Raw genomic sequence first — 25,160 nt, 5'->3', positions numbered from 1 at the left:
TCTTCGCGGCCTGCCGCTACGCCGGCTACGGCGGCGGGGTCGCCGCCGTAGCCGGCGTAGCGGCAGGCCGCGAAGACGGCCAGGTCCGGGTCGAGGCGGCGCGGGGGTGCGCTCGTCCGGCTTGAGGACGGGCAGCAGCTCCGGTTCGCCGAGCAGCACCCGCCGTACGGCGCGTTCGGCGGCCCGGCCGTCGTCCCAGGGGCAGAAGCGGGCCCGGAAGGCCGCCCGCAGCTCGGCCGCCTCCGGCGAGGCCCAGGCACCGGAGCGGAAGGCGGTGGCGATCGCGGCCTCGTCGCGGGCGACCACGCCCGGGGTGTCGCCGGGGCGCCCGGAGACCAGGTCGAAGTAGACCCCGCGGGCGGCCCGGTAGACCTCCCAGTCGGCGGCGTGGACCACGATCGGGCGGTCGAGGCCGGCGTAGTCGAACATCAGCGACGAGTAGTCGGTGAGCAGCGCGTCGGAGGCCAGGCACAGCTCCTCCAGCGGTGTGTGCGCGGAGACGTCCAGCGCCCCCTCCGGCAGCGCCGCCGGGCCGGCCCCGGGGTAGAAGTAGTGCGCGCGGACCAGCACCAGGTACTCCCGCCCCAGCGCCCGGCACAGCCGGGCGAGGTCCAGCTGCGGGACGAACTCCCGCTGGTAGTCGCGGTGCGTGGGGGCGTACAGGATCGCCCTGACCCCGTCCGGGATGCCCAGCGCGGCCCGGATCCGCCGCACGTCGTCGGCGCCCGCGGTGAAGTACACGTCGTTGCGGGGGTAGCCGGTCGGCAGCGTCAGGTAGCCGCCGGGGTAGACCCGCTCCCAGACCTCGCTGGAGTGGGGGTTGGCGGACAGGGAGTAGTCCCACTGGTCGGCGTGGTCCAGCAGACGGCGGAAGCTCATGCCCTTGGCCACCGCCGGGTGGGCGCGCAGGTCCATGCCCATGTGCTTGAGCGGGGTGCCGTGGTGGGTCTGCAGGTAGACCTGGCCGGGGCGCTTGACGACCTCCCCGGTGAAGTTGGCGTTGTTCACCAGGAAGCGGGCGCGGGCCAGCAGCTCCCAGTAGCGGCGGGAGTTCGCCTCCACCCGGTCGACGCCCTCGGGGACCGCGTCCTGCGCACCGCGCCGGACCACCCACACCCCGTGCAGGTGCGGGGCGAGCTCGCGGGCCTTGCGGTAGATCGCGGCGGGGCTGCACAGCACCCCCCGGTTCCAGTACGCCGCGTACACCACCAGGTCGTCGTCGAGCGGGCGGCGGCGTTCCAGGGCGTACCAGCGGCGGTACACCTCGCGGGCGGCGGCGTTGCGGTGCGTGCGCAGCCGCCGGGCGGCCCGGGTGCCCAGCTCCGCGGCGCGGTGGGCGGCGAAGGTGCCCGGCAGCCCGGCTCGGCGGAAGAAGGCGGCGCGGTCCTGCGGGCGCAGCCGCCCGGGGTCGTCCAGGACGGCCGTGAGCCGCCGGTCCCGCTCGGCGCGCAGCACCGGCAGGTCGTGCCGGGCCAGCAGTGCGTCGTACCGGTCGGCCAGGACGAGGTGCTGCGGGCCCGGCGTGCTGGAGAAGCTGCCGCGGCGGCGCCCGCGCCACGTGACGCAGACCCGGTCCAGGCAGGCGATGCGGGGGGCGGCGAGCAGCATCTCGTACGCCACCGGAACGTCCTCGTACGGCCCGGCACCGAAGGCGAACCCGGCCCAGTAGTCGCGCCGCACCACCCGGTTCCAGGCGGCGGGGAAGACGGTCAGGCACTGCGGGCGCTCGGTGGCCCGGAAGACGGCGTGCCCGGCGAGCGCGGCCGCCTGCAGGAAGTCGCCGTCCCCGCTCTCCGTGCGGTGTTCCCACACGTCGACCCGGTCGTGGTCGAAGAGCAGCACCTCCGGGTCGCCGGTGGCCCGCAGCCTCGCGTCGAGGGCGGTCAGGGCGCCGGGCGCGAGGAGGTCGTCGGAGTCGAGGAAGAGCAGGTAGTCGCCGCTGGCCCGGGCCGCGCCCGCGTTCCGGGCCGGGCCGGGCCCCGCGTTGCGGGGCCGCCGCAGCGGGAGCACCCTGGGGTCGGCGGCGGCGACCTCGTCGACGACGGCGGCCGACCCGTCGGGCGAGCAGTCGTCGACCGCGATCAGCTCCAGGTCCGCGTACCGCTGCCCGAGCACCGACTCCAGGCACGCACGGACGTAACCCTGGGTCTTCCATACCGGGACGATCACACTGAACCGAGGCATAGCGCCGAGCGTAGGCAGGAGCGGCCCCCGGCGCCCGGTGGATCACCCGAAAGGCGCAGGCGAGGTGACCGAGGACGCGATCACGAGTTGAACCCCTCGCCCCCTGTCGCCCTCGTCCGGAAAGGGCCACGTCACCATGGTGTCGCGCACGCCCCGCCTCACGGTCGTCGTTCCGGTCCACAACGTCGAGAGCTGGCTGCAGGAATGCCTGCGGTCGGTCGCCGCACAGACCTTCGACGCCCTCGACGTGGTCATGGTGGACGACGGCTCCACCGACTCCGGCCCGGAGATCGCCCAGGGCTTCGCCGACCGCGACCCGCGCTTCCGCCTGGTCCGGCAGGACAACGGCGGACTGGGCCACGCCCGCAACACCGGCACCCGCCACGCCGACCCGCGCACCGAGTACCTGTGCTTCCTCGACAGCGACGACATCCTGCCGCCCCACGCCTACGAGCGGCTGGTGGGCCTGCTGGACGGGTCGGGCTCGGACTTCGCGACCGGCAACGTGTGGCGGCTGACCGCCGACGGCCGCAGCCAGGCCTGGCAGCACCGGGACATGACCCGCACCGTCACCGGCACCCACATCACCCGGGACCTGAGCCTGCTGTCCGACCGGGTCGCCTGGAACAAGGTCTTCCGCCGCTCCTTCTGGGAGCGCCACCACCTGGCCTTCCCCGAGGGCGTGCTCTACGAGGACACCCCGCTCACCATCCCCGCGCACTTCCTCGCCGACGCCGTCGACGTGACGCACGAGCACGTCTACTACTGGCGGATCCGCGAGGGCTCCATCACCCGGCGCCGCACCGACGTCAAGGGCGTGCGCGACCGGATCGCCGCCGTCGACCACGTCAGCCGCTTCCTCGGCGACCCGGCCCGCACGCGCTGGACCTCCTTCAAACGGGCCTACGACCGCTCGGTCCTCACCGACGACCTGCTGTACTTCATCGACGCCCTGCCGATGGCCGGCCCCGAGTACCGGCGGGTCTTCATGGACCGCTGCCGCGACTGGCTCACCCGGGTCGACCCCACCCTCTTCCCCGAGCTGACCGCCGGGCTGCGCATCAAGTGGCACCTGATCGTCAAGGACCGCCTCGACGACCTGCTGACGGTGCTCGACCACGAGCAGCGCAACTCCGCCGGCTTCGGCGTCACCGGCCCGCCGCTGCGCAAGCGGGCGGTGCTGCGCGGCGCCGACGGCGGCCGGATCGCCCTGCCGGCCTCGGCGGCCCGGCTGCGGCGCGCGGACTTCCCCGTCCGGGCGCGGGTGCGCGAGGTGGTGCGGGAGAACGGCCGGCTCGTCCTGCGCGGCTACGCCTACCTGCGCAACATCGACGCCGACCGCAAGGGCGCCGCGCACATCACCGCGGTCGCCGTCCACGGCCACGGCCGCCGGGCCAAGGTGGTGCTGCTGCCGGTCAGGATCCGGCAGGAGCCCGCCGCGACCCTCAACTCGCGCCAGGAGGAACACTGCTACGACTGGTCGGGCTTCGAGATCACCATCGACCCGGCGCGGCTGACCACCGGCCGCCGCCAGGGCGAACCACGGGCCGGCCGCTGGCGGCTCGGGGTGGTCGTCGCGGCGAAGGGGGTCATCCGCAAGGCGGGCCTGCGGGCCGCGGACGCGGGCTCGGGGGCGTCCCCGCCGTCGTACGCGGCCGGCGGCGGCATGCGGCTCGTGCCGTACTACCGGCAGGGGCGGCTGCACCTGTCGGTGGAGCCGGAGGTACGGCGGCTGACCGGCCACCGGGCGACCGGCGACGGCACCTCGGTGGAACTGGACTTCACGGGCGCGCCACAGGCGACGGCGGTACGGCTGACGCACTCCGCGACGCCCACCGTGCTGGAGTACCCGCTGGAGCCCGCGGTCCCCGGGGAGAGGGACGACGGCGTCCGCCGGGCCCGCGTGCCCCTCGCCGACCTGGCGGCCGCCCGGCCCGCGCTGGACGCCGGGCCCAAGGAGATCCGCCCTGAGGACACCGACAGCTGGGACGTCGCGCTGCTGAACCCCGGGCACGCCGACCCCGTCCACCTCGACGGCGCGCTGCCCGCCGGCCACTACGACCTGGGCACCGACCCCCGGCTCGGCGGGACGCCGCGGCGGCTGCTGGTCGAGGCGAAGGCGTCGGGGAAGCTGGTGCTGCGCGACCGCACCCCGCAGCCGGTGGCCGACGCCATCGGCTGGACCGCCGAGGGCGCCCTGGTCGTGGCCGGCCGCCTCGCGCCCGGCTCCGCCCCCGGCCCGGCCGAACTGGTGCTCCGCCACGGCACGCACCGCGTGGAACACGCCGTCCCGGTCCAGGCCGACGGCGTACCGGGCCGCCGCCCCGGCTTCCCGCCGCCGTCCAGCGCGATCCCGCCGCTGCCGTCCGTGCCGGAGGACGCCGCGGAGCCGGGCCCGTACGAGGGGCGCCGTTTCACCGCCACCGTGCGCCCCGGCACGCTGGAGTCCCTCGCCGGCACCGTCCCGCTGCCCGCCGGCCGCTGGTACCTGCACCTGCGCGACGGCGCCGGCACGGAAGCGCCGGTGCGGGTCGCGCCCGGGGTGTTCGAGGCACTGCCGATGGCGGCGGAGGCGGGCGGCAAGTCCTTCTGCGTCGACCGGCGCTTCCACGACCGGCTGTTCCTCGACGCCCGGCCCACGGTGCCGGAGCCGCAGCGCGGCCCGTACCGGCAGCGGGCGCTGCGCGAGAGCCACCATCCGCGCACCCGCGGGCTGCCGCGCCGCGAGTCGGTGCTCTACAGCGCCTTCGACGGGCGGGCGTACGGGGACTCGCCGCGCGCCGTCCACGAGGAGCTGCTGCGCCGCCGCGCCGCGGACGGCCTGGAGCACCTGTGGGTGGTCAGGGACGGCCAGGCCCCGCCGCCGGCGACCGCGCGGCCGGTCGTGCTGCACAGCGCCGCCTGGTACGAGGCGCTCGCCCGCAGCCGCTACGTCGTCACCAACACGCACCTGCCGCAGTGGTTCGTGCGCCGCCCGGACCAGACCGTGCTGCAGACCTGGCACGGCACCCCCCTCAAGCGGACCGGCCGGGACCTCGCCGGCACCCTGTGCGCGGACCTGGTGCACCTGCCCCGCCCGCCACGCGACCCGGGCGCCCAGTGGAGCCTGCTGCTGTCGCCGAACGCGTACAGCACCCCGCTGCTGCGGGCCGCGCTCGGCTACGACGGCCCGGTCGCCGAGACGGGACTGCCCCGCACGGACGTGCTCTTCGCCGACGACCGCGCCAAGGTGGCCGCCGCGCTGCGCGACCGGCTGCGGATCCCCAGGGACCGCACCGTCGTGCTGTACGCGCCGACGCGCCGCGACGACCTGGCGTACGACACCGAGCACTACCGCATGTCGCCCCACCTGGACCTGGCGGAGGCCGAACGCGCGCTGGGCGCCGACCACGTGCTGCTCTTCCGCTCCCACCCCCTGGTCGCCGACCGCGTCCGCACCCCGCGCTCCGGGTTCGTGCGCGACGTGTCCTGCCACCCGGACGTGGCGGAGCTGCTGCTGGTCGCCGACGTCCTGGTCACCGACTACGCCTCCCCCGCGGCCGACTTCGCCAACACCGGCCGCCCGATGCTCTTCCTCGTCCCCGACCTGGAGCACTTCCGCGACACCCTGCGCGGCTTCTACCCCGACTTCGAGGCCCAGGCCCCGGGCCCGCTGCTGCAGTCCACCGCCGACCTGGCGGGCGCGCTGCGCGACCTCGGCACCGTGGCACGGCACAGCGCCGACGCGTACGCGCACTTCCGCGCGACCTTCTGCCACCTCGACGACGGCGGTGCGGCGGCCCGCGCCGTCGACCGGCTGCTCGAACCCGACCGTCACCGACCCTGAGGGAACCCAGGATCCACATGCCCCGCTTCTCCGTCATCGTCCCGGTCCACAAGGTGCAGGGCTACCTGCGCGCCTGCCTCGACTCGGTGCTGTCGCAGTCACTGCCCGACCTCGAGGTGATCGCGGTCGACGACCGCTCGCCGGACCACTGCGGCCGCATCCTCGACGAGTACGCGGCCCGCGACTGCCGGGTGATCGCGCTGCACCACGAGGAGAACCTGGGAGTGGGGCGGGCCCGCAACACCGGTGCCGAGCGGGCCACCGGCGACTACCTGCTCTTCCTCGACGGCGACGACACCCTCGCCCCCGGCTCGCTGGAGGCGGTCGCCGAGCGGCTGAAGCAGGACGGCGACCCGGACATCCTCTACTTCGACCACGTGCGCACCTACTGGTGGGAGGCGGCCGAGAAGAGCGTCTTCGGCGACCTGCTCGCCTCGGCCGGCACCGACGTCTTCCGGATCACCGAACGCCCCGAGTTCCTGCGGCTGTTCGCGATGACCTCCAACCGGGTCTACCGCCGCGCCTTCTACCGGGGGCACGGCTTCTCCTTCAGCGACGGCATCTACGAGGACGCCCTCGTCTCGTACGTGACGATGCTCAGCGCCGAACGCATCTCCTGCCTGGCCCGGGCGGTGCTGGAGTACCGGCAGCGGCGCAGCGGCGCCAGCACCCGCAGCCCGGGCCGCAACCACTTCGTCATCCTCGACCAGTACACCCGGCTCTTCGACTTCCTCGACGCGCCCGGCCGCGAACACCTCGCGCCGCTGCGGCCGATGCTGTTCGAGCGGGCCGTCAGCCACTTCCTGTTCTGCCTCGGCAACCCCGACCGGATCCCGCCGCGGCTGCGCGGCGCGTTCTTCCGGCTCGCGGCCCGCTGGTACGCCCGCCACCTGCCGGAGGGGTTCGTGCCGCCCGCGGACAAGGCCACCGCCTACCGGCGGCTGGCCCGCGGCAGCTGGCTGCTGGCCCGGCTGGGCGACGTACCGCGCGAGGCCCGCAAGGAGCTGACGCGGCGCAGGCGGCGGCTGCGCCGGCAGGTCGCGCAGCGGGCCAAGGCCGCCCTGTACGCCTACCACCTGCGGCGGCCGCTCGACCCCAACCTCGCGGTGTACTCGGCGTACTGGGACCGCGGGGTGTTCTGCAACCCGGCCGCGATCTACCACAAGGCACGGGAGATCGCCCCGGGCGTCCACGGGGTGTGGCTGGTCCGCAAGTCCGACGTCCCGCGGGTGCCCAAGGGCGTGGACTACGTCGTGCCGCGCACCCGGCGCTACTGGCGGCTGATGGCCCGGGCCACGTACCTGATCAGCAACGTCAACTTCCCCAACGACGTCCGCAAGCGGCCCGGCAGCGTCCACCTGCAGACCCACCACGGCACCCCGCTGAAGAAGATGGGCATCGACCAGCAGCGCTACCCCGCCTCCGCCAAGGGCATGAGCTTCCGCCGGCTGCTGGAGCGGGTGGACCGCTGGGACTACAGCGTGTCCTCCAACCCGCACTCCAGCGAGGTCTGGGAGCGCGTGTACCCCTCCTCCTGGCAGCACCTGGAGACCGGCTACCCGCGCAACGACGTCTTCCTGACCGCCGGCGTCGCCGAGGTCTCCCACGCCCGCGCGGCCCTGGGCATCGCCCCCGGCCGCACCGCGGTCCTGTACGCGCCGACGACCCGCGACTACCAGCGCAACTTCGTGCCGCGGCTGGACGTGGAACGGGTGTGCCGGGCGCTCGGCGAGGGCTTCGTCCTGCTCACCCGCATCCACTACTTCCACGGCGAGGACGCCCGTCTGAAGGCGCTGCACGAGGAAGGGCTGCTGATCGACGTCTCCCGGCACCCGTCGGTCGAACAGCTGTGCCTGGCCGCCGACGCCCTGGTCACCGACTACTCGTCGATCATGTTCGACTACGCGCTCCTCGACCGGCCCATCGTCGTCCACGCCGACGACTGGCCGGTCTACCGGGCCAGTCGTGGCGTCTACTTCGACCTGCTGTCCGGCGCCCCCGGCGAGACCCCCGGCGCCGTCTCCACCAGCGACGACGAGCTGATCGCGGTCTTCCGCGACGGCGTCTGGAACAGCCCGGAGGCGGCCGTGCTGCGGGAGGCGTTCCGCCGCCGCTTCTGCGCCTTCGACGACGGCCGGGCCGCCGAGCGGGTCGTTCGGCGGGTCTTCCTCGGCGAGAGCGAACCGCTGCCCGTCGTGCCCCTGGAGGCCCGCACCCCCGCACCCGCTCCCGCGCTCCTGGCCGGCGCCCCGCCGCAGGGACCGCGCTCCGGTCCGCAGGAGGCCGCCGCACGGCCGTAGCGACGCCCCGTACGGGCCCCGCCGGGATGCAGCCGCGTCCGTCACGATCAAGCATCGAGGGGAACGAGGTGACGAGCCGACGACGGCCGGGAGGGCTGCGGTGACCGGCGTGCTGACCCAGCGGGACTGGCGGATCCAGGCGTACGAGCTGCGGGACGTGCGCAGGCCCTCCCCGTACCTGATCCTCGGCACCCTCTTCTGGGCGGTGGTGGCCTACCGCACCTGGCAGTCGCCGGTCGCCTCCGACTTCGGGCAGCACGCCGCCGCGATCGAGCGGATCGCCACGGACTGGCGGCACCCGGCCAACCCGCTGCTCGACGTGCCGGGCACCGGCAGCCCCTACTTCACCCCGTACACCGTGGTGCTGGGGCTGCTGTCGCACCTGACGGGCGTACCGGGCTGGCAGCTGCTCAAGGGGTGCGGCCCGGTCAACCTGGCGCTGGTCGTCACCGGCATCGGCGCCTTCACCCGCGTGCTGAGCAACCGGCGCTGGGCGCCGGTGCTGGCGCTCGCCGCGTTCGTCCTGCTGTGGGGGCCGCAGCACAAGGAGTGGAGCGGCTTCCTCGGTCTGCAGTCGATGATCCGGGGACTGACCTACCCCAGTGCCTTCGCCGTCGGCGTGACGTTCTGGGTGTGGGCGCTGACCGCGCGGGCGGCCCGCCGCGGCGTCGCCGGGACGTGGCTGCACGCCTGGCTCGGACTGCTCATCGGGACCGTGCTGCTCGTGCACCCCTTCACGGCGATGGGCACCCTCATCGGCGTGGTCGCCATCGTCATCGGCATGCAGCGCATGCCGGTCGCCGCCGGGGTCCTCGGCCGGTGGGCGCTGACCGCGGCCGTCGCCTTCGCCGTCGCCGCCTGGTGGCCGTACTTCAGCCTCTCCGCGCTGCTCGGCGACCCCACCGTCGACGACGTCCACCGGCGGCTGTACGCGGACCTGTGGCAGTGGTACGGGCTGGCCCTTGCCGGGCTGCCGGCGCTGCTGTGCCGGCTGCGGCTGAACCGCTTCGACCCACTGGTGCTGATGTTCGCCGCGGACTGCGCCGTCGCCGCCTACGGCTGGCTGAGCGGCTCCTACTCCTTCGGGCGGATCTTCGGGCTGCTGCTGGTACCGCTGCAGTTCGCGCTGGCGGTGGAACTCGCGCAGGCCCCGCCGTGGACCGCGCTGCGCACCGTGCTGGCCCCGCTGGCGGCGGTGGCGGCCTGCGCGGGACTGCTGGCGCAGGCGGGCGCGGTCGTACCGGCGCGCTACGTGCCGCCCGCGCTGCACCTGCAGCGGCTGGGCACCTGGCCCGGCTACCTGTGGGCGCAAGCGCACGTCGCCGTCGGCGACGTCCTCCTGACCGACGGGTACAACCCCAAGCACGTCATGCCCGCCTACGGCGCGTTCCTGGTGTCACCGGCCTGGCCCGACCCGTCGACGACGGCGGCCGACCGCGAGCGCCGCGAGGCCGACGTACGCGCCTACCTGGCCCCCGCGACGCCCACGGACCAGCGCCTGGCCATCGCCCGCCGCTACCACGTGAAGTGGGTGATGACCGAGGCGGACGACCCGGCCCCGCCGGGCGGCGTCCAGGTCGCCCAGGGCCCCCGCACCGGCGAACGGCTGTACCGGGTCGGCTGAGCCCGTCCACGCGGCAGGGGCCGGGGAGCGCGTGCTCCCCGGCCCCTGCCGTCGTACGTGCGCCGTCCCGGCGTCAGCGGCGGGCCCGCAGCAGCGAGCGGATCGTCCGCATCGCCACCGACAGGTTCGCCAGGTCGAAGCTCTCCGATCCCTGGATCTCGTCGAGCGTCGTCCTCGCCCGCCCGATCAGCGCGCTGTTGGACTCCTCCCACGCCTGGTAGCGCTGCTCCGGGGTGGAGGAGCCGTTGCCGACGGACAGCACGTCCTGGGTGAGGGCCGCGTGCGCCGCGAAGAGGTCCTCGCGGATCGACGCGCGGGCCATGGAGTGCCAGCGGTCGGCACGCGGCAGCTCGATGATCCGGTCGAGCAACTGCGTGATCTGCAGCCGGTCGGCGAGGTCGTAGTAGACCTCGGCGACCGCCAGCGGGTCCTTGCCGGTCCGGTCGGCGACGTCGACGATGTCGAGCGCCGGGAAGGCCGAGGAGAGCCCGGCGACCCGAGTCGCCAGCTCCTCCGGCACGCCCGCGCCGGTCAGCTCGTCGTGGATCGACTCGTACCACTCCAGGTCGGCGCCGCGCAGCAGCTTCGGCAGCACCGCCCACACCGTGGCGACGCCCTCGCGGAAGAAGTCGATCGTCTCCGCGATGGCCAGCGGCTGCGGCCGGTTGTTCAGCAGCCAGCGGGTGCCCCGCTCGACCAGCCGCCGCGAGTGCAGCCGGATCCGGGTCTGGACGTCGGCCGCGACGACCGTGTCCAGCGCCTCCACCTCGTCCCAGATGCCGCCCAGGCCGAAGATGGCGCGGGCCGCGGTGTGCGCCCGCACGATCTCCTCGGTGGTGGCCCCGGTCTCCTCCTTGAAGCGGTGCAGGAAGGTGGTGCCGCCCGTGTTGACGGTGTCGTTGACCAGCACCGTCGTCACGATCTCGCGCCGCAGCGCGTGCCCGTCGATCTGCGCCTGGAACCGCTCGTGCAGCGCCTTGGGGAAGTACGCGTCGAGCAGCTGCCGCAGGTGGGGGTCGTCGGGCAGGCCGGTGCCGAGCAGCTCCTCCGCCACGGTGATCTTCGTGTAGGCGAGCAGGACGGCCAGCTCCGGCTGGGTCAGGCCGTGGCCGGCGTTCAGCCGCTCCCGGATCTGCCGGTCGGAGGGCAGGAACTCCAGGGCCCGGTCCAGCTTGCCGTCGCGGACCAGCCTGCGCAGGTAGCGCTGGTGGGCGTGGAGCAGGCTGGCGGACTGGGCCATGCCGTTGGCCAGGGCCACGTTCTGCGCGTAGTTGTTGCGCAGCACCAGGGCGCCGACCTCGTCGGTCATCTGCGCCAGCAGCGAGTTGCGCTGCTTGACCGTCAGGTCGCCGTCGGCGACGACCGCGTTGACCAGGATCTTGATGTTGACCTCGTGGTCGGAGGCGTCCACGCCGGCGCTGTTGTCGATGGCGTCGGTGTTGACCCGCCCGCCGGTCTGGGCGAACTCGATCCGGCCGAGCTGGGTCAGGCCCAGGTTGCCGCCCTCGCCGACGACCTTGACGCGCAGATCGCCGCCGTCCACGCGGATCGCGTCGTTGGCCTTGTCGCCGACGTCCAGGTGGGACTCGGTGGCGGCCTTCACGTAGGTGCCGATACCGCCGTTCCACAGCAGGTCCACCGGGGCCTTGAGGATCGCCTTCATCAGGTCCGCCGGCGTCATCTTCGCCACCGGCTGCTCGATGCCGAGCGCCTTGCGGATCTGCGGGGTGAGCGCGATCGCCTTGGCGCTGCGCGGGAAGACACCGCCGCCGTGCGAGATCAGCTTGGTGTCGTAGTCCGCCCACGAGGAACGCGGCAGCTCGAACATCCGGCGGCGCTCGGCGTACGAGGTCGCCGCGTCCGGCACGGGGTCGATGAAGATGTGCCGGTGGTCGAAGGCGGCGACCAGCCGGATGTGTTCGCTGAGCAGCATGCCGTTGCCGAAGACGTCACCGGACATGTCGCCGACGCCGACGACGGTGAAGTCCTCGCTCTGGGTGTCGTGGCCCGTCTCGCGGAAGTGCCGCTTGACCGACTCCCAGGCGCCGCGGGCGGTGATGCCCATCTTCTTGTGGTCGTAGCCGACCGAGCCGCCGGAGGCGAAGGCGTCGCCGAGCCAGAAGCCGTACGAGGTGGCGACCTCGTTGGCGATGTCCGAGAACGACGCGGTGCCCTTGTCGGCCGCGACCACCAGGTAGGTGTCGTCGCCGTCGTGGCGGACCACGTCGGCCGGCGGCACGACCTGCCCGCCGACCAGGTTGTCGGTGACGTCGAGCAGACCGGAGATGAAGGTCTTGTAGGAGGTGATGCCCTCCGCCAGCCACGCCTCGCGGTCGGCGGCCGGGTCCGGCAGCTGCTTGGCGACGAAGCCGCCCTTGGCGCCGACCGGCACGATGACGGTGTTCTTCACCATCTGCGCCTTGACCAGGCCGAGGACCTCGGTGCGGAAGTCCTCGCGCCGGTCGGACCAGCGCAGCCCGCCGCGGGCGACCTTGCCGAAGCGCAGGTGCACGCCCTCCACGCGCGGGGAGTACACCCAGATCTCGTACGCCGGGCGCGGCGCGGGCAGGTCCGGGATCGCCTGCGGGTCGAACTTCATCGACACGTAGGCGTGCGGCTTGCCGCTGTCGGCGCGCTGGAAGTAGTTGGTGCGCAGCGTCGCCTTGATGAGCGTGAGGAAGGAGCGCAGGATGCGGTCCTCGTCCAGGCTGGCGACCTGCTCCAGGGCGGCGTCCACCTCCTCCAGCAGCGCGTCGGTCAGCTCGCTGCCGGCCCGCTGGTGGTCCGGGGAGAGCCGGGCCTGGAAGAGGTTGACCAGCAGCCGGGTGGTGTGGACGTTGTTGCGGAGGGTGTCCTCCATGTAGTCCTGCGAGAAGGCCGTGCCGGCCTGCCGCAGGTACTTGGCGTACGCCCGCAGCACCATCGCCTGGCGCCAGGTCAGCCCGGCGCGCAGCACCAGGGAGTTGAAGCCGTCGTTCTCGGCCTGCCCGGTCCACGTCGCGGTGAAGGCGTCCTGGAAGCGCTCACGGGCGTCGTCGCCGAGGTCGCCCAGCGACGGGTCGATGCGCAGCCCGAAGTCGTAGATCCAGGCGCGGGTGCCGTCGGCGCGGCGCATCTCGTACGGGCGCTCGTCGATGACCTCGACGCCCAGGCGCTGCAGCACGGGCAGCACCGCGGACAGCGAGACGGGGGCACCGGTGCGGTAGATCTTGAAGCGGCGCTCGTCGGGGGCGGCGCCGACCGGCTCGTACAGGCTGAGGCAGAAGTCCTCGCCGTTGAGCCGCTCCAGGTGCTGCAGGTCCGCGACGGCCGCACGCGGCGTGAAGTCGGCACGGTAGCCGTCGGGGAAGGCGTGCGCGTAGCGGCGGGTCAGCTCGGCCGCGCGCTCCTCGCCGCACTCGGAGGTCAGCGCCTCGGCGAAGCCGTCGGCCCAGGAGCGGGCGGCGTCGGCGAGCCGGTTCTCGATCCGCTCGACGTCGCGGTCGGTCAGGTGCGGCAGCGTGGTGCCGGCCGCGACGCGGACCACGAAGTGCAGCCGGGAGAGCACCGACTCGGTGTTCCAGGCGGTGAAGTCCGCGGTGACCCCGTTCAGCTCCTCCTTGAGGATGTCGGTCAGCCGCAGCCGCACGCCCGTGGTGTACCGGTCCCGGGGCAGGTAGACCAGCGCCGAGAAGTAGCGGCCGTACTCGTCCTGGCGCAGGAACAGCCGCAGCCTGCGGCGTTCCTGCAGGTACAGCACGCTGGTGACGATCTCGCGCAGCTCGTCCGGGCCGGTCTGGAAGAGCTCGTCGCGCGGGTAGGTCTCCAGGATCTGCAGCAGGTCGCGGCCGTCGTGGCTGTCCGGGGAGAACCCGGCGCCGTCCAGCACCTCCTGGACCTTGCGGCGGATCACCGGCACCCGGCGCACCGACTCGGTGTAGGCGGCCGAGGAGAACAGGCCGAGGAAGCGGCGCTCGCCGACGACGTTGCCGTCGGCGTCGAACTTCTTCACCCCGATGTAGTCGAGGTAGGACGGGCGGTGCACGGTGGAGCGGCTGTTGGCCTTGGTGAGGATCAGCAGCTTGTGCTCGCGGGCCTTCTTGCGGGCGTCCGCGGGCAGCCGGTTGAAGGACGGCGAGACCGCCTGGCCGCTCTCGGACTCCTCCACGCGGTGCTGCGGGTCGGAGCGCAGGATGCCGAGGCCGGTGCCCGGGACGGCGGTGAGCACGTCCTCCTCGCCCTCGGGGGTGCTCTCCGTGGTCAGCGCGTACTCGCGGTAGCCGAGGAAGGTGAAGTGGTCCTCGGACAGCCAGCGCAGCAGCTCCCAGGCCTCGCCGACCTCCTGCTCGGGCAGCGCGGGCGGGGTCGCGGCCAGCTCGTCGGCGATGCGCAGCGCGGCGTCGCGCATCTTCTGCCAGTCCTCGACGGTCTCGCGGACGTCGGACAGGACGCGGCGCAGGTCCGTGGTGATCTGCTTCAGGTCCTCGCGGTCGGTCTCGCGGTCGATCTCCACGTGGATCCAGGACTCGGTCAGCACGTCGTGCGGCACACCGGCGCCGTCGCCGGGCGCGGCGTCCAGCACCTCCAGCAGCTTCCCGGTCACGTCACGGCGCACAAGCATCTGCGGGTGGACGACGACGTGGATCGCGCGGTCCTGCCGGGACAGCTCGTTGGTGACGGAGTCGACCAGGAACGGCATGTCGTCGGTGACCACCTCGACGACCGTGTGGCTGCACGTCCAGCCATTCTCCTCCACCGAGGGGGTGTGCACGCGGACGTTGGCCGTCCCCTGCGGGCGCACCTCGGCGAGACGGTGGTGGGACACGGCGGCGCCGAAGACGTCCACCGGGTCGCGGTCGAGCAGGTCCTCCGGGGCGCTGTGCAGGTAGTAGCGCTGAAGGAAGGCTTCCAGCGCCTCCTTCTCGAGGCCCTGGCCAGGTTGTCCCCCCGCCGGGCTGTTCTCAGCTACCCGGGCCGCCCGTGCGAGCAGCTCGGCCTTTGCTTCGTCCAGCTTGGTCTGCATGTCCTCATGCTCCTGTCGCGCGCCATTGCGTGACGTAGGTGATGGTGATCGGTGGATCAGCGCTGATCACGCTGTAAGGCTATCGCTACGTCCGGGGGGGCTGTCAGGGGCTCTTTGTGTACAAAACCACGAACCAATCTTTGACGAACTGGACAGTCCGGCCGGGCGGGTGCAGGTTGAGGAGGGGAGCGTCGCGGAGATGTATCGAGACGTTCACACGACGGCGGCGCCGGACGGCAGCGCGGCGCAGCAGCACGCAGCGGACGGACAGCAGACGGTGAGAGGCGGGACACCCAGCCATGGCCACCAAGATCCTGATCGTGACCGGCGACGCGGCGGAATCGCTGGAAGTCATGTACCCGTACCAGCGGCTCCTCGAGGAGGGGTACGAGGTGCACATCGCGGCCCCGAGCCGCAAGAAGCTCAGGTTCGTCGTCCACGACTTCGAGGAGGGCTTCGACACCTACACCGAGAAGCCCGGGTACACCTGGCCGGCCGACCTGTCCTTCGCGGACGTCGACCCCGGCGCGTACGCGGCCGTGGTCGTCCCCGGCGGACGCGCCCCGGAGTACCTGCGCAACGACCCGGAGCTGCGCAAGGTCCTCAAGGCCTTCTTCGACGCCGACAAGCCCGTCGCGCAGATCTGCCACGGCCCCCTGCTGACGGCCGCCGTCGGCGCCCTCAGCGGGCGCCGCGTCACCGCCTACCCTGCGCTGGAGATGGACATGGAGGCGGCTGGAGCGAGCTTCCAGGACTCCGAGGCCGTCGTCGACGGCGTCGTGGTCTCCTCGCGCGCCTGGCCGGACCACCCGGCGTGGATGCGCGAGTTCCTCACGGTGCTGCGCTCCAAGGCGCCGGTGACCTGACGGACGGCCGCCCGGGTCCCCGGCGGGGACCCGGGCGCGGGCCGGGGCTGGGGCGGGGCTCAGTGCAGGCGCGGGCGCAGGTTCTGGCTCAGGCACAGGCTCAGGCTCAGGCTCAGGCGACGAGCGCCTCGGCGGTCTCCACCGCCTGCTCCAGGCTGTCCACGACGGGCACCCCCGCGGTCTCCAGGCTGGCCCGGCTGTGCGAGCCGCCGGTGTAGAGCACGGCCATGGCCCCGACGTGCTTGGCGGCCACCGCGTCGTCGACGGCGTCGCCGATCACCACGATGCGGTCCGCCGCTATGCCCTCCATCGCGGCGACGTGCCGCGCCATCTGCTCGGACTTGCCGCTGTGGCTGCCCTCGGTACGGCCGTCCACCCGGAGGAAGTGGTGCTCGATGCCGTGCGTGCGCAGGATCGGTATCAGCTGATCGTGGGGCGCCAGGGAGCACAGCGACTGCGTCAGCCCCTCGTAGCGGCGCCGCGCCAGGATCTCCGCCGCCCCCTCGGCGAGGCCGCACGTACCGGCGAGGGTCCAGTAGTGGCGATGGAAGATGTCGTCCATCACCTCCCACTCCTCGTCGGTGGGCAGCCGGCCCATGAGCCGTTCGTAGAACAGGGGGACCGGCACGCAGTACAGCTCGCGGTAACGCTCCAGCGTGATCCGCGGCAGCCCGATCTCGGCGAAGGAGGCGTTGGTCGCCTCGATCACCGCGTCGATGTCATGGAGCAGCGTGCCGTTCCAGTCCCACACGAGATGCGCGTTCACATCCGAAACCGTACCCAGACCCCATGTCCTCAAGGCAAGTGCCCAGGTCAAATCCACTCGCGGCGTATTCGTACGGTCACCTCACGCAATGAGCGAGGGGATCTCCTGGGTGGCGTACCAGAGCAGCTCGTGGTCCTCGGCGCCGTCGACGGTGAAGCGGGCGTCGTCGTCCCCCGCGTCGGCCGCTCCGAGGGCGTCTGCGGCCGCCGTGACGTCCTGCTCGGCCTCGTCGGCGTCGGCGTGGACGGCGGCCGCCCTGGCCATCGGCACGGGCGCGGCCAGGCGCACCGCGCCCAGCGCGGAGGGGTCCAGGCCGCGGTCGGGGTCGAAGGAGACGGCGCCGTCGGCGACGTCCACCGCCACCACGACGCGCCGCCTGGGCGCGTCCGGGGTGGCCGCCAGCTGCCGCAGGGAGGCCTGGGCGGCGCGGGTGAGCGCGGCGTACTCCAGTTCCTCGATGTCGTCGGAGACGTACCACTCGCGCAGGCTCGGGGTGACGGCGAAGGCGTCCAGCGGGGCAGGGCCCAGCTCACCCGCCTTGTGCGCCTCGGCCAGGCCTGGGAGGGTCGTGGGGATGTAGACGCGCATGGCGTCAGCATACGGGCGCACCACCCCTGATAGGTGAATCCCGCACCGCCCCCCGGACATCGCGGGCCCGGCTTCCCGCAGCGGCGCCCGTCCCCGTAGAACCCGGTTACCAGTCGGTAGACCACGGGGGTCCACACCATGCCTGTCTTCACACCCATGCCCGCGTCCACGCCCGCACCCACACGGCACGTCACCGCCCTGCCACCGCACGTCTGGTTCGCCGGACGGCTCCTGGAGGTCCTCACCGGACGGCGGCCCATCACCAGCCTCGCCGGACGGATGGAACCCGAGGCCTACGACCGGCTCTGGGACCTCGTGGGCGCCCGCGCCGACTGGCGCTACGTCTCCCGGGGCCACCTGCCTCGACTGCTGGGGCCGCCGCGCGTCTGCCCCGTCCCCGACGGGACGGCCGTCGAGGTCAGCGCCGTCGTGCTGCTCACCCCGCACGCCGTGCGGGCCCTCGCCTTCCGCCTGGAGCGCGCGGGCCGCGAGGGCCCGGCACGCGCCGGTGGTGGCACCGGCACCGTCACGGGCACCGGATGGCGCTGCGCCGCCGTCGAGGCGCGGTGACCCGCGCCGGGGCGAAAGCCAGGGGCCGGACCCCCGCAGGAGTCCGGCCCCGGAACGCGCGGACGCTACTTCTTGCGGCGCCGGCCGCCCTTGGCCGCGCGGCGGCGCTCCGCCCGCGTCATGCCGTCCGACTCCGGGCCCGCGTCGCTCTCGAAGTCGCCCTCGACGACACCGCCCTCGCCGTCCACCGTGGGAGCGGAGAAGTGCAGCCGGTCGGCCCGCTTCGGGGCCTCCAGGCCCTTGGCCCGGATCTCCGGACGGGCGTCCTGCTTGACCAGCGTCGGAGCCGCGTCCTGCGGGGCACCGGCCTCCACCGGCACCTCCTCGACCTGCTGCTCGACCTGGACCTCCAGGTTGAACAGGTAGCCGACGGACTCCTCCTTGATGCCGTCCATCATGGCCTTGAACATGTCGTAGCCCTCGCGCTGGTACTCCACCAGCGGGTCGCGCTGCGCCATCGCCCGCAGGCCGATGCCCTCCTGCAGGTAGTCCATCTCGTACAGGTGCTCGCGCCACTTGCGGTCCAGCACCGACAGCACCACGCGCCGCTCCAGCTCGCGCATGATCTCCGAGCCGAGCTGCTGCTCACGCCCGTCGTACTGCTCGTGGATGTCGTCCTTGGCCATCTCCGCGATGAAGTCCGCGGTGATGCCCGCCCGGTCGCCCGCGGCGTCCTCCAGGTCCTCCACGGTCACCGTGACCGGGTAGAGCTGCTTGAAGGCGCCCCACAGCCGGTCCAGGTCCCAGTCCTCGGCGAAGCCCTCGGCCGTCTCGATCGCGATGTAGTCGTCGATCGTGTCGTCCATGAAGTGACGCACCTGCTCGTGCAGGTCCTCGCCCTCCAGGACGCGGCGGCGCTCGCCGTAGATGACCTCGCGCTGCCGGTTGAGCACCTCGTCGTACTTCAGGACGTTCTTGCGGATCTCGAAGTTCTGCTGCTCGACCTGCGACTGGGCGGAGGCGATGGCGCGGGTCACCATCTTGTTCTCGATCGGCACGTCGTCGGGCACGTTGGCCATCGCCATCACGCGCTCCACCATCTGCGCCTTGAACAGGCGCATCAGGTCGTCACCGAGGGAGAGGTAGAAGCGGGACTCGCCCGGGTCGCCCTGACGGCCGGAGCGGCCGCGCAGCTGGTTGTCGATGCGCCGCGACTCGTGGCGCTCGGTGCCCAGCACGTACAGGCCGCCGAGCTCCTTGACCTCCTCGAACTCGGTCTTGACCGCCGCCTCGGCACGCTCCAGCGCCTCCGGCAGGGCCTGCGCCCACTCCTCGACGTGCTCCACCGGGTCCAGGCCGCGCTGCCGCAGCTCCGCCTCGGCCAGGTCGTCCGGGTTGCCGCCGAGCTTGATGTCCGTACCACGGCCGGCCATGTTGGTGGCCACCGTGACGGCGCCCTTGCGGCCCGCCTGCGCGACGATCGACGCCTCACGCTCGTGCTGCTTGGCGTTGAGCACCTCGTGCGGCACGCCGCGCTTGTTCAGCTGCTGCGACAGGTACTCGGACTTCTCGACCGAGGTGGTGCCGACCAGGACCGGCTGGCCCTTCTCGTGCTTCTCGACGATGTCGTCGACGACCGCCGCGAACTTCGCCTCCTCGGTGCGGTAGATCAGGTCCGCCCGGTCCTTGCGCTGCAGGTTGCGGTTGGTCGGGATCGGGACCACGCCGAGCTTGTAGATCTGGTGGAACTCCGCGGCCTCGGTCATCGCCGTACCGGTCATGCCCGAGAGCTTGGAGTACAGGCGGAAGAAGTTCTGGAGGGTGATCGTGGCGAGCGTCTGGTTCTCGTCCTTGATGTCCACCCCCTCCTTCGCCTCGATCGCCTGGTGCATGCCCTCGTTGTAGCGGCGGCCGGCCAGGATGCGGCCGGTGTGCTCGTCGACGATCATGACCTCGCCGTCCATGACGACGTAGTCCTTGTCCTTCTTGTAGAGCTCCTTGGCCTTGATGGCGTTGTTCAGGTAGCCCACCAGCGGGGTGTTCACCGACTCGTAGAGGTTGTCGATGCCCAGCCAGTCCTCGACCTTGGACACACCGGACTCGTGGATGGCGACGGTGCGCTTCTTCTCGTCGAAGTCGTAGTCACCGGTCTCCGCCTTGCCCATGGCGCCGGCCTCGCCCGGCTTCAGGCGGGTCACCAGCCTGGCGAAGTCCGAGTACCACTTCGTGGCCTGGTCCGCCGGGCCGGAGATGATCAGCGGCGTACGGGCCTCGTCGATCAGGATCGAGTCCACCTCGTCCACGATCGCGAAGTTGTGACCGCGCTGTACCAGCTCCTCCTGCGACCACGCCATGTTGTCGCGCAGGTAGTCGAAGCCGAACTCGTTGTTGGTGCCGTAGGTGATGTCACAGGCGTACTGCTCGCGGCGCTGCGCCGGGGTCATGTTCGCGAGGATGCAACCCACCTGCAGGCCCAGGAAGCGGTGCACCCGGCCCATCCACTCCGAGTCGCGCTCGGCGAGGTAGTCGTTGGTGGTGATCAGGTGCACGCCCTTGCCGGACAGCGCGTTCAGGTAGGCGGGCAGCGTGCCGACCAGGGTCTTGCCCTCGCCGGTGCGCATCTCGGCGACGTGGCCGAAGTGCAGCGCCGCACCACCCATGAGCTGGACGTCGTAGTGCCGCTGACCCAGGACGCGCTTGGCGGCCTCGCGGACGGTGGCGAACGCCTCGGGGAGCAGGTCGTCCAGGCTCTCGCCGTCGGCGTAGCGCTCCCTGTACTCGTCCGTGAGGGCCCTCAGCTCGGCGTCCGTCAGATTGACGAAGTCCTCTTCAATGGAATTGACCTGGTCCGCGATGCGGTGCAGCTTGCGCAGGATCTTGCCTTCGCCTGCACGCAGGATCTTGTTGAGGACGGACACGTAGGCTGGCTCCTTGCCGGTCGGGCCTGGCACGGTTTCGCGCGCTGGCACAGCAGGTCACACCCCGCTGCAACGGCCATCGTAAGCGAGGACACCAGCGGGCCGGGAGGTCCGTCACCAAGCCGGGCGGTTCTCCCCGCCGGCCGCCCTCCCGATCCGGTCTTTTCCGGTCGAGACCGCACCCCTGCCTCGGGGATACTCCGACGCATGGAGCCGATAACCCTCACCACCGACCGCCTCGTCCTGCGCCCCTTCGGACCGGACGACGCCGAGGCCGTCCGCGTCGCCTGCCAGGACCCGGAGATCCCGCGCTGGACACCGGTGCCGTCCCCGTACACCCACGAGCATGCGCAGGAGTTCGTCACCCGGACCTGCCCCGACGGCTGGCGCGACGACACCGTCTACAACTTCGCCGTCACCACGCGCGACGAGGGACGCCTGGTGGGAGCCATGGGGCTGGTGCGGCTGGCCCAGCTCAACACCGCGGAACGGCAGGCCGAACTCGGCTACTGGACCGCCAAGGAACAGCGCGGCCGCGGCCTCACCGCCGAAGCCGCCCGCGCCGTCGCCCGCTGGGCCTTCGAGGAGCTCGGCGTGGAGCGCCTGGAGTGGTACGCCGAGGCGGGCAACGCCGGCTCCCGCGCGGTCGCCCTCAAGACGGGCTTCCGGATGGAGGGCACCATGCGCGCCAAGATCGTCCACCAGGGCACCCGGCGGGACGCGTGGATCGGCTCCCTGCTCCCCTCCGACCTCGGCCTGAGCGGCGGGGCCGCCTACCTCCCGCACCAGGGCGGGTGACCGCGGCGGCGGCCGGCCTGGCCGCGGGCTCCCGGGACGGGCCCCGCGGCCAGGCCCGGACCGGAATTGTCAGTGGCGCCTTCTAGGGTGGGCCCATGACGACGCCCGTGGCCCTCTCCGCCGACGACGCCCGCCGGACCGCCCTGCGCGCCCAGGGCTTCCTCGGCGCCCCCGACCGCCGCGGCGGCGTCCGCGGCGTCCTGCGGCGGCTGGGTGCGGTGCAGCTCGACACCATCTCCGTGCTCGCCCGCTCCCACGAGCTCATCCCGTACGCCCGCCTCGGCGCCGTCGGCCGCACCGCGGTCGAGGCCGCGTACTGGACGGAGAACCACGCCTTCGAGTACTGGTCGCACGCCGCCTGCATCCTCCCCGTCGAGGAATGGCCGCACTTCGCCTTCCGCCGCCGCGCCCGGCGGGCCCGCGGCCACCGCTGGCACGTGCTGCAGGACGCCGACCGCTCCACCGCCGCCGTCCTGGACCGGCTCAAGGCCGACGGCCCGCTGACCTCGACCGAACTCGGCGGCGCCAAGAACGGCGGCCCCTGGTGGGACTGGTCGGAGACGAAGATCGCGGTGGAGTGGCTGCTCGACACCGGCGAGGTCGTCTGCACCCGGCGGCGCGGCTGGAAACGCGTCTACGACCTCGCCGAACGGGCGGTTCCCGACGCCCTCCTCCACGACGACATCGACGACGCCGAATGCCTGCGCCGGCTGGTCGCCCAAGCCGGCGCCGCGCTGGGCGTCGCCACCCGGGCCGACCTCGCCGACTACCACCGGCTCAAGGCCGAGCAGGTCGACTCGGTCATCGCCGACACCGGGCTCGTCCCCGTCCAGGTCGAAGGCTGGGGCGGCAAGCCCGCCTGGGCCGACCCCACCGCCCTCGCCGAAGCCTCCCGCGGCGGCCGGCACCGCACGACCCTGCTCTCCCCCTTCGACTCCCTGATCTGGGACCGGCCCCGCACCGAGCGCATCTTCGGCTTCACCCACCGCCTGGAGGCGTACGTTCCCAAGCCCCAGCGCATACACGGCTACTTCGCGATGCCGCTGCTGGCCGGCGGCCGGCTGGTCGGCCGTGCCGACCCGGCCCGCGAGGGAACCACCCTGATCGCCCGTCAGGTCTCGCTGGAGTCCGCGCGCGCTGTCGAACCCATGGCGCAGGCACTGCGCGAGGCCGCCACATGGGTCGGCTGCGACAGCGTCCGCGTCGAACGGCTCGACGACCCCAAGCTCGCCGCTGCCCTGGCCGAAGCCCTCTCCTGACCGGGCGGACTCAGCGGATCTCGAGGATCTTCTCCCGCATCGCGTACACCACGGCTTCCATCCGCGAGTGCAGCTGCAGCTTCTCCAGGATGTTCCGCACGTGGTTCTTCACCGTGTTCTCGCTGATGAAGAGCTCCTTGGCGATGTCCCGGTTGTTCATGCCGGTGGCGACCAGCTTCAGCACCTCCAGCTCACGGTCCGTCAGCCGGGGGGCGGGCACGAGCCGGCGCTCGTCCGTGCGCTGGATCATCGACTTGAACTCGGTCAGCAGCTTCGACGCCATCGACGGACTGATCTGCGACTGCCCGTCCGCCACCGCGCGGATCGCGGTGGCCACCTCGTCGGTGGAGATCTCCTTGAGGAGGTAACCGGTCGCCCCGGCCTTGATGGCCTCGTAGAGGTCCGCCTCCTCGTCGCTCATCGTCAGCATGATGATCTTCGCGCTGGGAGCCACCTCCTTGATGGAGGTGCACGCCTCGATACCCCCCCGCCTCGGCATCCGCACGTCCATCAGCACGATGTCCGGCAGCAGGTCGGCGGCCTTCTCCGTCGCCTCCGCGCCGTCCCCCGCCTCGCCGACGACCTGGATGTCCTCCTCCTGCGCGAGCACGATCTCCAGCCCCCGGCGGAACAAGGCGTGGTCGTCCACCACGAGCACCCTGATCGGCTCCTTGCGCGGCGCACCGGCGACGCCCGCCTCCCCCGCGGCGCCCGGACCGGGCTCCGCGCCAACGGCCGGCGCGGGCTCGAAGCTGTCCGCCATCGGTTCCTCCCCCTCGGGCCGGCGCCCGTGGTAGTCGCACTGTCCGTGCCAGGCCAACCGGGCGCTGCGGCCCGTACATTGGCTGCCCGGCCATGATTCCATGCCCGAGCACGGCAGCGCCCCCAGGCGATGGTCGTTTTCCCGCCCGGGAGCGCCGCCCCTGACCCCTAGTTCACCGGCTGAGCGCTCCGCCCGCGCCGGCCGGCGCATCCTCGACGGAAGGGTCCGCCTTGAGGTGGATGACGCCGTAGTCGTAGCCGTGCCGCCGGTAGACGACACTCGGTTGTTCCGTGTCGGAGTCGATGAACAGGTAGAAGTCGTGCCCGATCAGTTCCATCTCGTAGAGGGCCTGGTCGAGCGTCATCGGTGCTGCCGCGTGCGTCTTCTCGCGAACCACCAGGGGTCCTTCACCCTGGACCTCGAGACAGCCGCCGATCTTGGTGGTGGGCACGCCTGTGGACGTCTCCCCGCCGGTCGGCGTGCCGTTGAACTCGGTCATGGCCAGTCCGGCCGTCGCCTCCGCCACGCTCATGGGAGTACGGCTGCCGCCGCGGTGCACCCGGCGCTTGTCGGCCGCCTTGCGCAGCCGCGCCTCAAGCTTGTTCGCCGCGACGTCGAGCGCCGCGTAGGGATCGGTCGCGGCGGCCTCGGCCCGGATCACCGGGCCACGGGTGCGCAGCGTGATCTCCACCCGGTCGGAACGGTCTGCCTGCCGGGGGTTCGGTTCCTTGGACACCTCGACCTCGAGGCTCATCACCTTGCCGTCGAGCTTCTGGATCTTCTCCAGCTTCTCGTTCACGTGCTTCCGGAACCGGTCGGGCACCTCGGTCTTGCGGCCCTTGACGACGATGTCCACGCAGAACTCCGTTCCCGGATCGCCTCGGTCTCACGGGACGATCCCTTGCGCTGAGGCCGGCGGGCACCAGGTCCCGCCCGGCGTCGACGTTCGTTGCCGCTCCGCGCGCTCGGAGGCTTCCCGGGCGGCGAAGCCGCGACTCTCACCTCCTCCTCCCCCGCGAGACAGATCTTCACCCACTGAACCATGGGTGAACCACGTCCCGCGGTCCGTGAAACGGCGGCCCACAGCGGGCGCCGCCGCCCCTCACCACCGAACATAGACCCGCGGACCCGGGGTCGGCACCCCCAGAAGCGCTATACCTCCCTTCGGGTGAAATGCCCCTTGTGCGACCTGCGAGATCCGCTCTGACCTTCGGATTCCGCTTCCCGTTCGGCCACCTGTTCGGGCGCCCGTCCGGCCGTCCACCCGGCCCGCGGTCGGAGCCCCGCCCGCCCGGCTTTCCGCGTCGGGGCCGCCCGGGGCGCCCAACCTTCCCCGCCGCCCTAAGCGCCCGACGCGCCCGGATCACCCGCAGCGCCCGCCGGGTGGCGCGGCGGCGCCGGGCCGCCGACCACTGCCGCGGCCAGGACCCGGCCCCCGGCGTCCTCGACCGCCTGGGCCGCGGCGGCGAGCGAGGCGCCCGTGGTCATCAGGTCGTCCACCAGCACCACGGGCGCGGTCCCCAGGAGGCGGCCGGCACCGCGCACGGCCGTCAGGGCACCGCAGAGGTTCGCGGGCCGGTCGCGGGCGCCGAGGCCCGACTGGTCGGCTACCGCGCGCCGCTGCCGCAGCACCGCGGCCACCCGGACGGACAGCCCGTCGCGCCGCAGGTCCGCGGCGGCGGCGAGGGCGAGGCGGCGGGTCGCGTCATGGCCGCGGACCGCGACGGCCCGGCGGGAGGAGGGGACGGGGACGAGG

The 25,160-nt window shown here is 72.6% G+C and carries 14 protein-coding genes and 1 pseudogene; 7 read left to right on the top strand and 8 right to left on the bottom strand.

Annotated elements, in window-relative coordinates; genetic code table 11:
* Positions 1-2,184: bifunctional glycosyltransferase/CDP-glycerol:glycerophosphate glycerophosphotransferase (locus tag PV350_RS28125; RefSeq protein ID WP_500336735.1), on the bottom strand; the 2,184-nt coding region annotated here is incomplete at its 3' end.
* A 136-nt stretch (positions 2,185-2,320) separates the two neighbouring features.
* Here PV350_RS28125 and PV350_RS28120 point away from each other — a divergent pair.
* The 3 genes from PV350_RS28120 to PV350_RS28110 all read left to right on the top strand — a co-directional run bounded on the left by PV350_RS28120 (position 2,321) and on the right by PV350_RS28110 (position 9,934).
* The gene (locus tag PV350_RS28120) at positions 2,321-6,010 is read left to right on the top strand and encodes a bifunctional glycosyltransferase/CDP-glycerol:glycerophosphate glycerophosphotransferase (RefSeq protein WP_500336733.1); all 3,690 of its coding nucleotides are present in this window, start codon (positions 2,321-2,323) and stop codon (positions 6,008-6,010) included.
* A gap of 17 nt (positions 6,011-6,027) precedes the next feature.
* A complete protein-coding gene (locus PV350_RS28115; protein WP_500336731.1) occupies positions 6,028-8,310 on the top strand; it encodes a bifunctional glycosyltransferase/CDP-glycerol:glycerophosphate glycerophosphotransferase in 2,283 nt (760 codons plus the stop codon).
* 100 nt (positions 8,311-8,410) lie between these two features.
* Positions 8,411-9,934 (top strand): hypothetical protein, encoded by a 1,524-nt coding sequence (locus tag PV350_RS28110; protein WP_499512136.1) that lies wholly within the window; start codon positions 8,411-8,413, stop codon positions 9,932-9,934.
* A 73-nt stretch (positions 9,935-10,007) separates the two neighbouring features.
* Here the strand turns inward: PV350_RS28110 and PV350_RS28105 are convergent, their stop codons facing one another.
* Positions 10,008-14,936, bottom strand: a complete 4,929-nt coding sequence (locus PV350_RS28105) for an NAD-glutamate dehydrogenase (RefSeq protein ID WP_499512137.1) — start codon at positions 14,934-14,936, stop codon at positions 10,008-10,010.
* A gap of 299 nt (positions 14,937-15,235) precedes the next feature.
* Here PV350_RS28105 and PV350_RS28100 point away from each other — a divergent pair, with 299 nt between their 5' ends.
* Positions 15,236-15,802, top strand: a complete 567-nt coding sequence (locus tag PV350_RS28100) for a DJ-1/PfpI family protein (protein WP_499512138.1) — start codon at positions 15,236-15,238, stop codon at positions 15,800-15,802.
* 112 nt (positions 15,803-15,914) lie between these two features.
* Here the strand turns inward: PV350_RS28100 and PV350_RS28095 are convergent, their stop codons facing one another.
* Positions 15,915-16,568 carry an HAD family hydrolase gene (locus PV350_RS28095; RefSeq protein WP_499512139.1) on the bottom strand — a complete coding sequence of 218 codons (654 nt, stop codon included), beginning with the start codon at positions 16,566-16,568 and terminating at the stop codon, positions 15,915-15,917.
* A gap of 81 nt (positions 16,569-16,649) precedes the next feature.
* Positions 16,650-17,156, bottom strand: a complete 507-nt coding sequence (locus PV350_RS28090) for a DUF6912 family protein (RefSeq protein WP_499512140.1) — start codon at positions 17,154-17,156, stop codon at positions 16,650-16,652.
* A gap of 138 nt (positions 17,157-17,294) precedes the next feature.
* On the opposite strand from PV350_RS28090, the gene PV350_RS28085 reads away from it, so the two are divergent.
* Complete coding sequence (locus PV350_RS28085; protein WP_500336729.1) at positions 17,295-17,726, top strand: Rv3235 family protein; 432 nt, start codon at positions 17,295-17,297, stop codon at positions 17,724-17,726.
* Between the two features lie 65 nt (positions 17,727-17,791).
* Here PV350_RS28085 and secA read toward each other — a convergent pair whose 3' ends face one another.
* Positions 17,792-20,584: a preprotein translocase subunit SecA gene (gene secA, locus PV350_RS28080; RefSeq protein WP_499512142.1), complete on the bottom strand. Its 2,793-nt coding sequence runs from the start codon at positions 20,582-20,584 to the stop codon at positions 17,792-17,794.
* A gap of 207 nt (positions 20,585-20,791) precedes the next feature.
* Between secA and PV350_RS28075 the strand changes: the two genes are divergently transcribed.
* Positions 20,792-21,382 (top strand): GNAT family N-acetyltransferase, encoded by a 591-nt coding sequence (locus tag PV350_RS28075; RefSeq protein ID WP_500336727.1) that lies wholly within the window; start codon positions 20,792-20,794, stop codon positions 21,380-21,382.
* Positions 21,383-21,477: 95 nt separating this feature from the next.
* Positions 21,478-22,641: a winged helix-turn-helix domain-containing protein gene (locus PV350_RS28070; RefSeq protein ID WP_499512144.1), complete on the top strand. Its 1,164-nt coding sequence runs from the start codon at positions 21,478-21,480 to the stop codon at positions 22,639-22,641.
* Between the two features lie 10 nt (positions 22,642-22,651).
* Here PV350_RS28070 and PV350_RS28065 read toward each other — a convergent pair whose 3' ends face one another.
* The 3 genes and pseudogenes from PV350_RS28065 to PV350_RS28055 all read right to left on the bottom strand — a co-directional run.
* A complete protein-coding gene (locus tag PV350_RS28065) occupies positions 22,652-23,404 on the bottom strand; it encodes a transcriptional regulator (protein WP_499512145.1) in 753 nt (250 codons plus the stop codon).
* Between the two features lie 172 nt (positions 23,405-23,576).
* A complete protein-coding gene (gene hpf, locus PV350_RS28060; RefSeq protein WP_500330120.1) occupies positions 23,577-24,260 on the bottom strand; it encodes a ribosome hibernation-promoting factor, HPF/YfiA family in 684 nt (227 codons plus the stop codon).
* Positions 24,261-24,745: 485 nt separating this feature from the next.
* Positions 24,746-25,160 (bottom strand): annotated as a pseudogene (locus PV350_RS28055) (ComF family protein); the annotation flags it as partial.

This window comes from Streptomyces sp. PA03-6a (assembly GCF_033792765.1).
In the GTDB taxonomy this organism is placed as follows: Bacteria; Actinomycetota; Actinomycetes; order Streptomycetales; family Streptomycetaceae; genus Actinacidiphila.
The sequence above is the reverse complement of the archived record's forward strand: the minus strand, read 5'-3'. Positions and strand labels throughout refer to the sequence as shown.

What these genes read in the sequence shown, in the direction of transcription:
- PV350_RS28120 (WP_500336733.1), top strand. Translation starts at nt 2,321, where the DNA reads ATGGTGTCGCGCACGCCCCGCCTCACGGTCGTCGTTCCGGTCCACAAC.
- PV350_RS28115 (WP_500336731.1), top strand. Translation starts at nt 6,028, where the DNA reads ATGCCCCGCTTCTCCGTCATCGTCCCGGTCCACAAGGTGCAGGGCTAC.
- PV350_RS28105 (WP_499512137.1), bottom strand. Translation starts at nt 14,936, where the DNA reads ATGCAGACCAAGCTGGACGAAGCAAAGGCCGAGCTGCTCGCACGGGCG.
- PV350_RS28100 (WP_499512138.1), top strand. Translation starts at nt 15,236, where the DNA reads ATGGCCACCAAGATCCTGATCGTGACCGGCGACGCGGCGGAATCGCTG.
- PV350_RS28090 (WP_499512140.1), bottom strand. Translation starts at nt 17,156, where the DNA reads ATGCGCGTCTACATCCCCACGACCCTCCCAGGCCTGGCCGAGGCGCAC.
- PV350_RS28085 (WP_500336729.1), top strand. Translation starts at nt 17,295, where the DNA reads ATGCCTGTCTTCACACCCATGCCCGCGTCCACGCCCGCACCCACACGG.
- PV350_RS28075 (WP_500336727.1), top strand. Translation starts at nt 20,792, where the DNA reads ATGGAGCCGATAACCCTCACCACCGACCGCCTCGTCCTGCGCCCCTTC.
- PV350_RS28070 (WP_499512144.1), top strand. Translation starts at nt 21,478, where the DNA reads ATGACGACGCCCGTGGCCCTCTCCGCCGACGACGCCCGCCGGACCGCC.
- PV350_RS28065 (WP_499512145.1), bottom strand. Translation starts at nt 23,404, where the DNA reads ATGGCGGACAGCTTCGAGCCCGCGCCGGCCGTTGGCGCGGAGCCCGGT.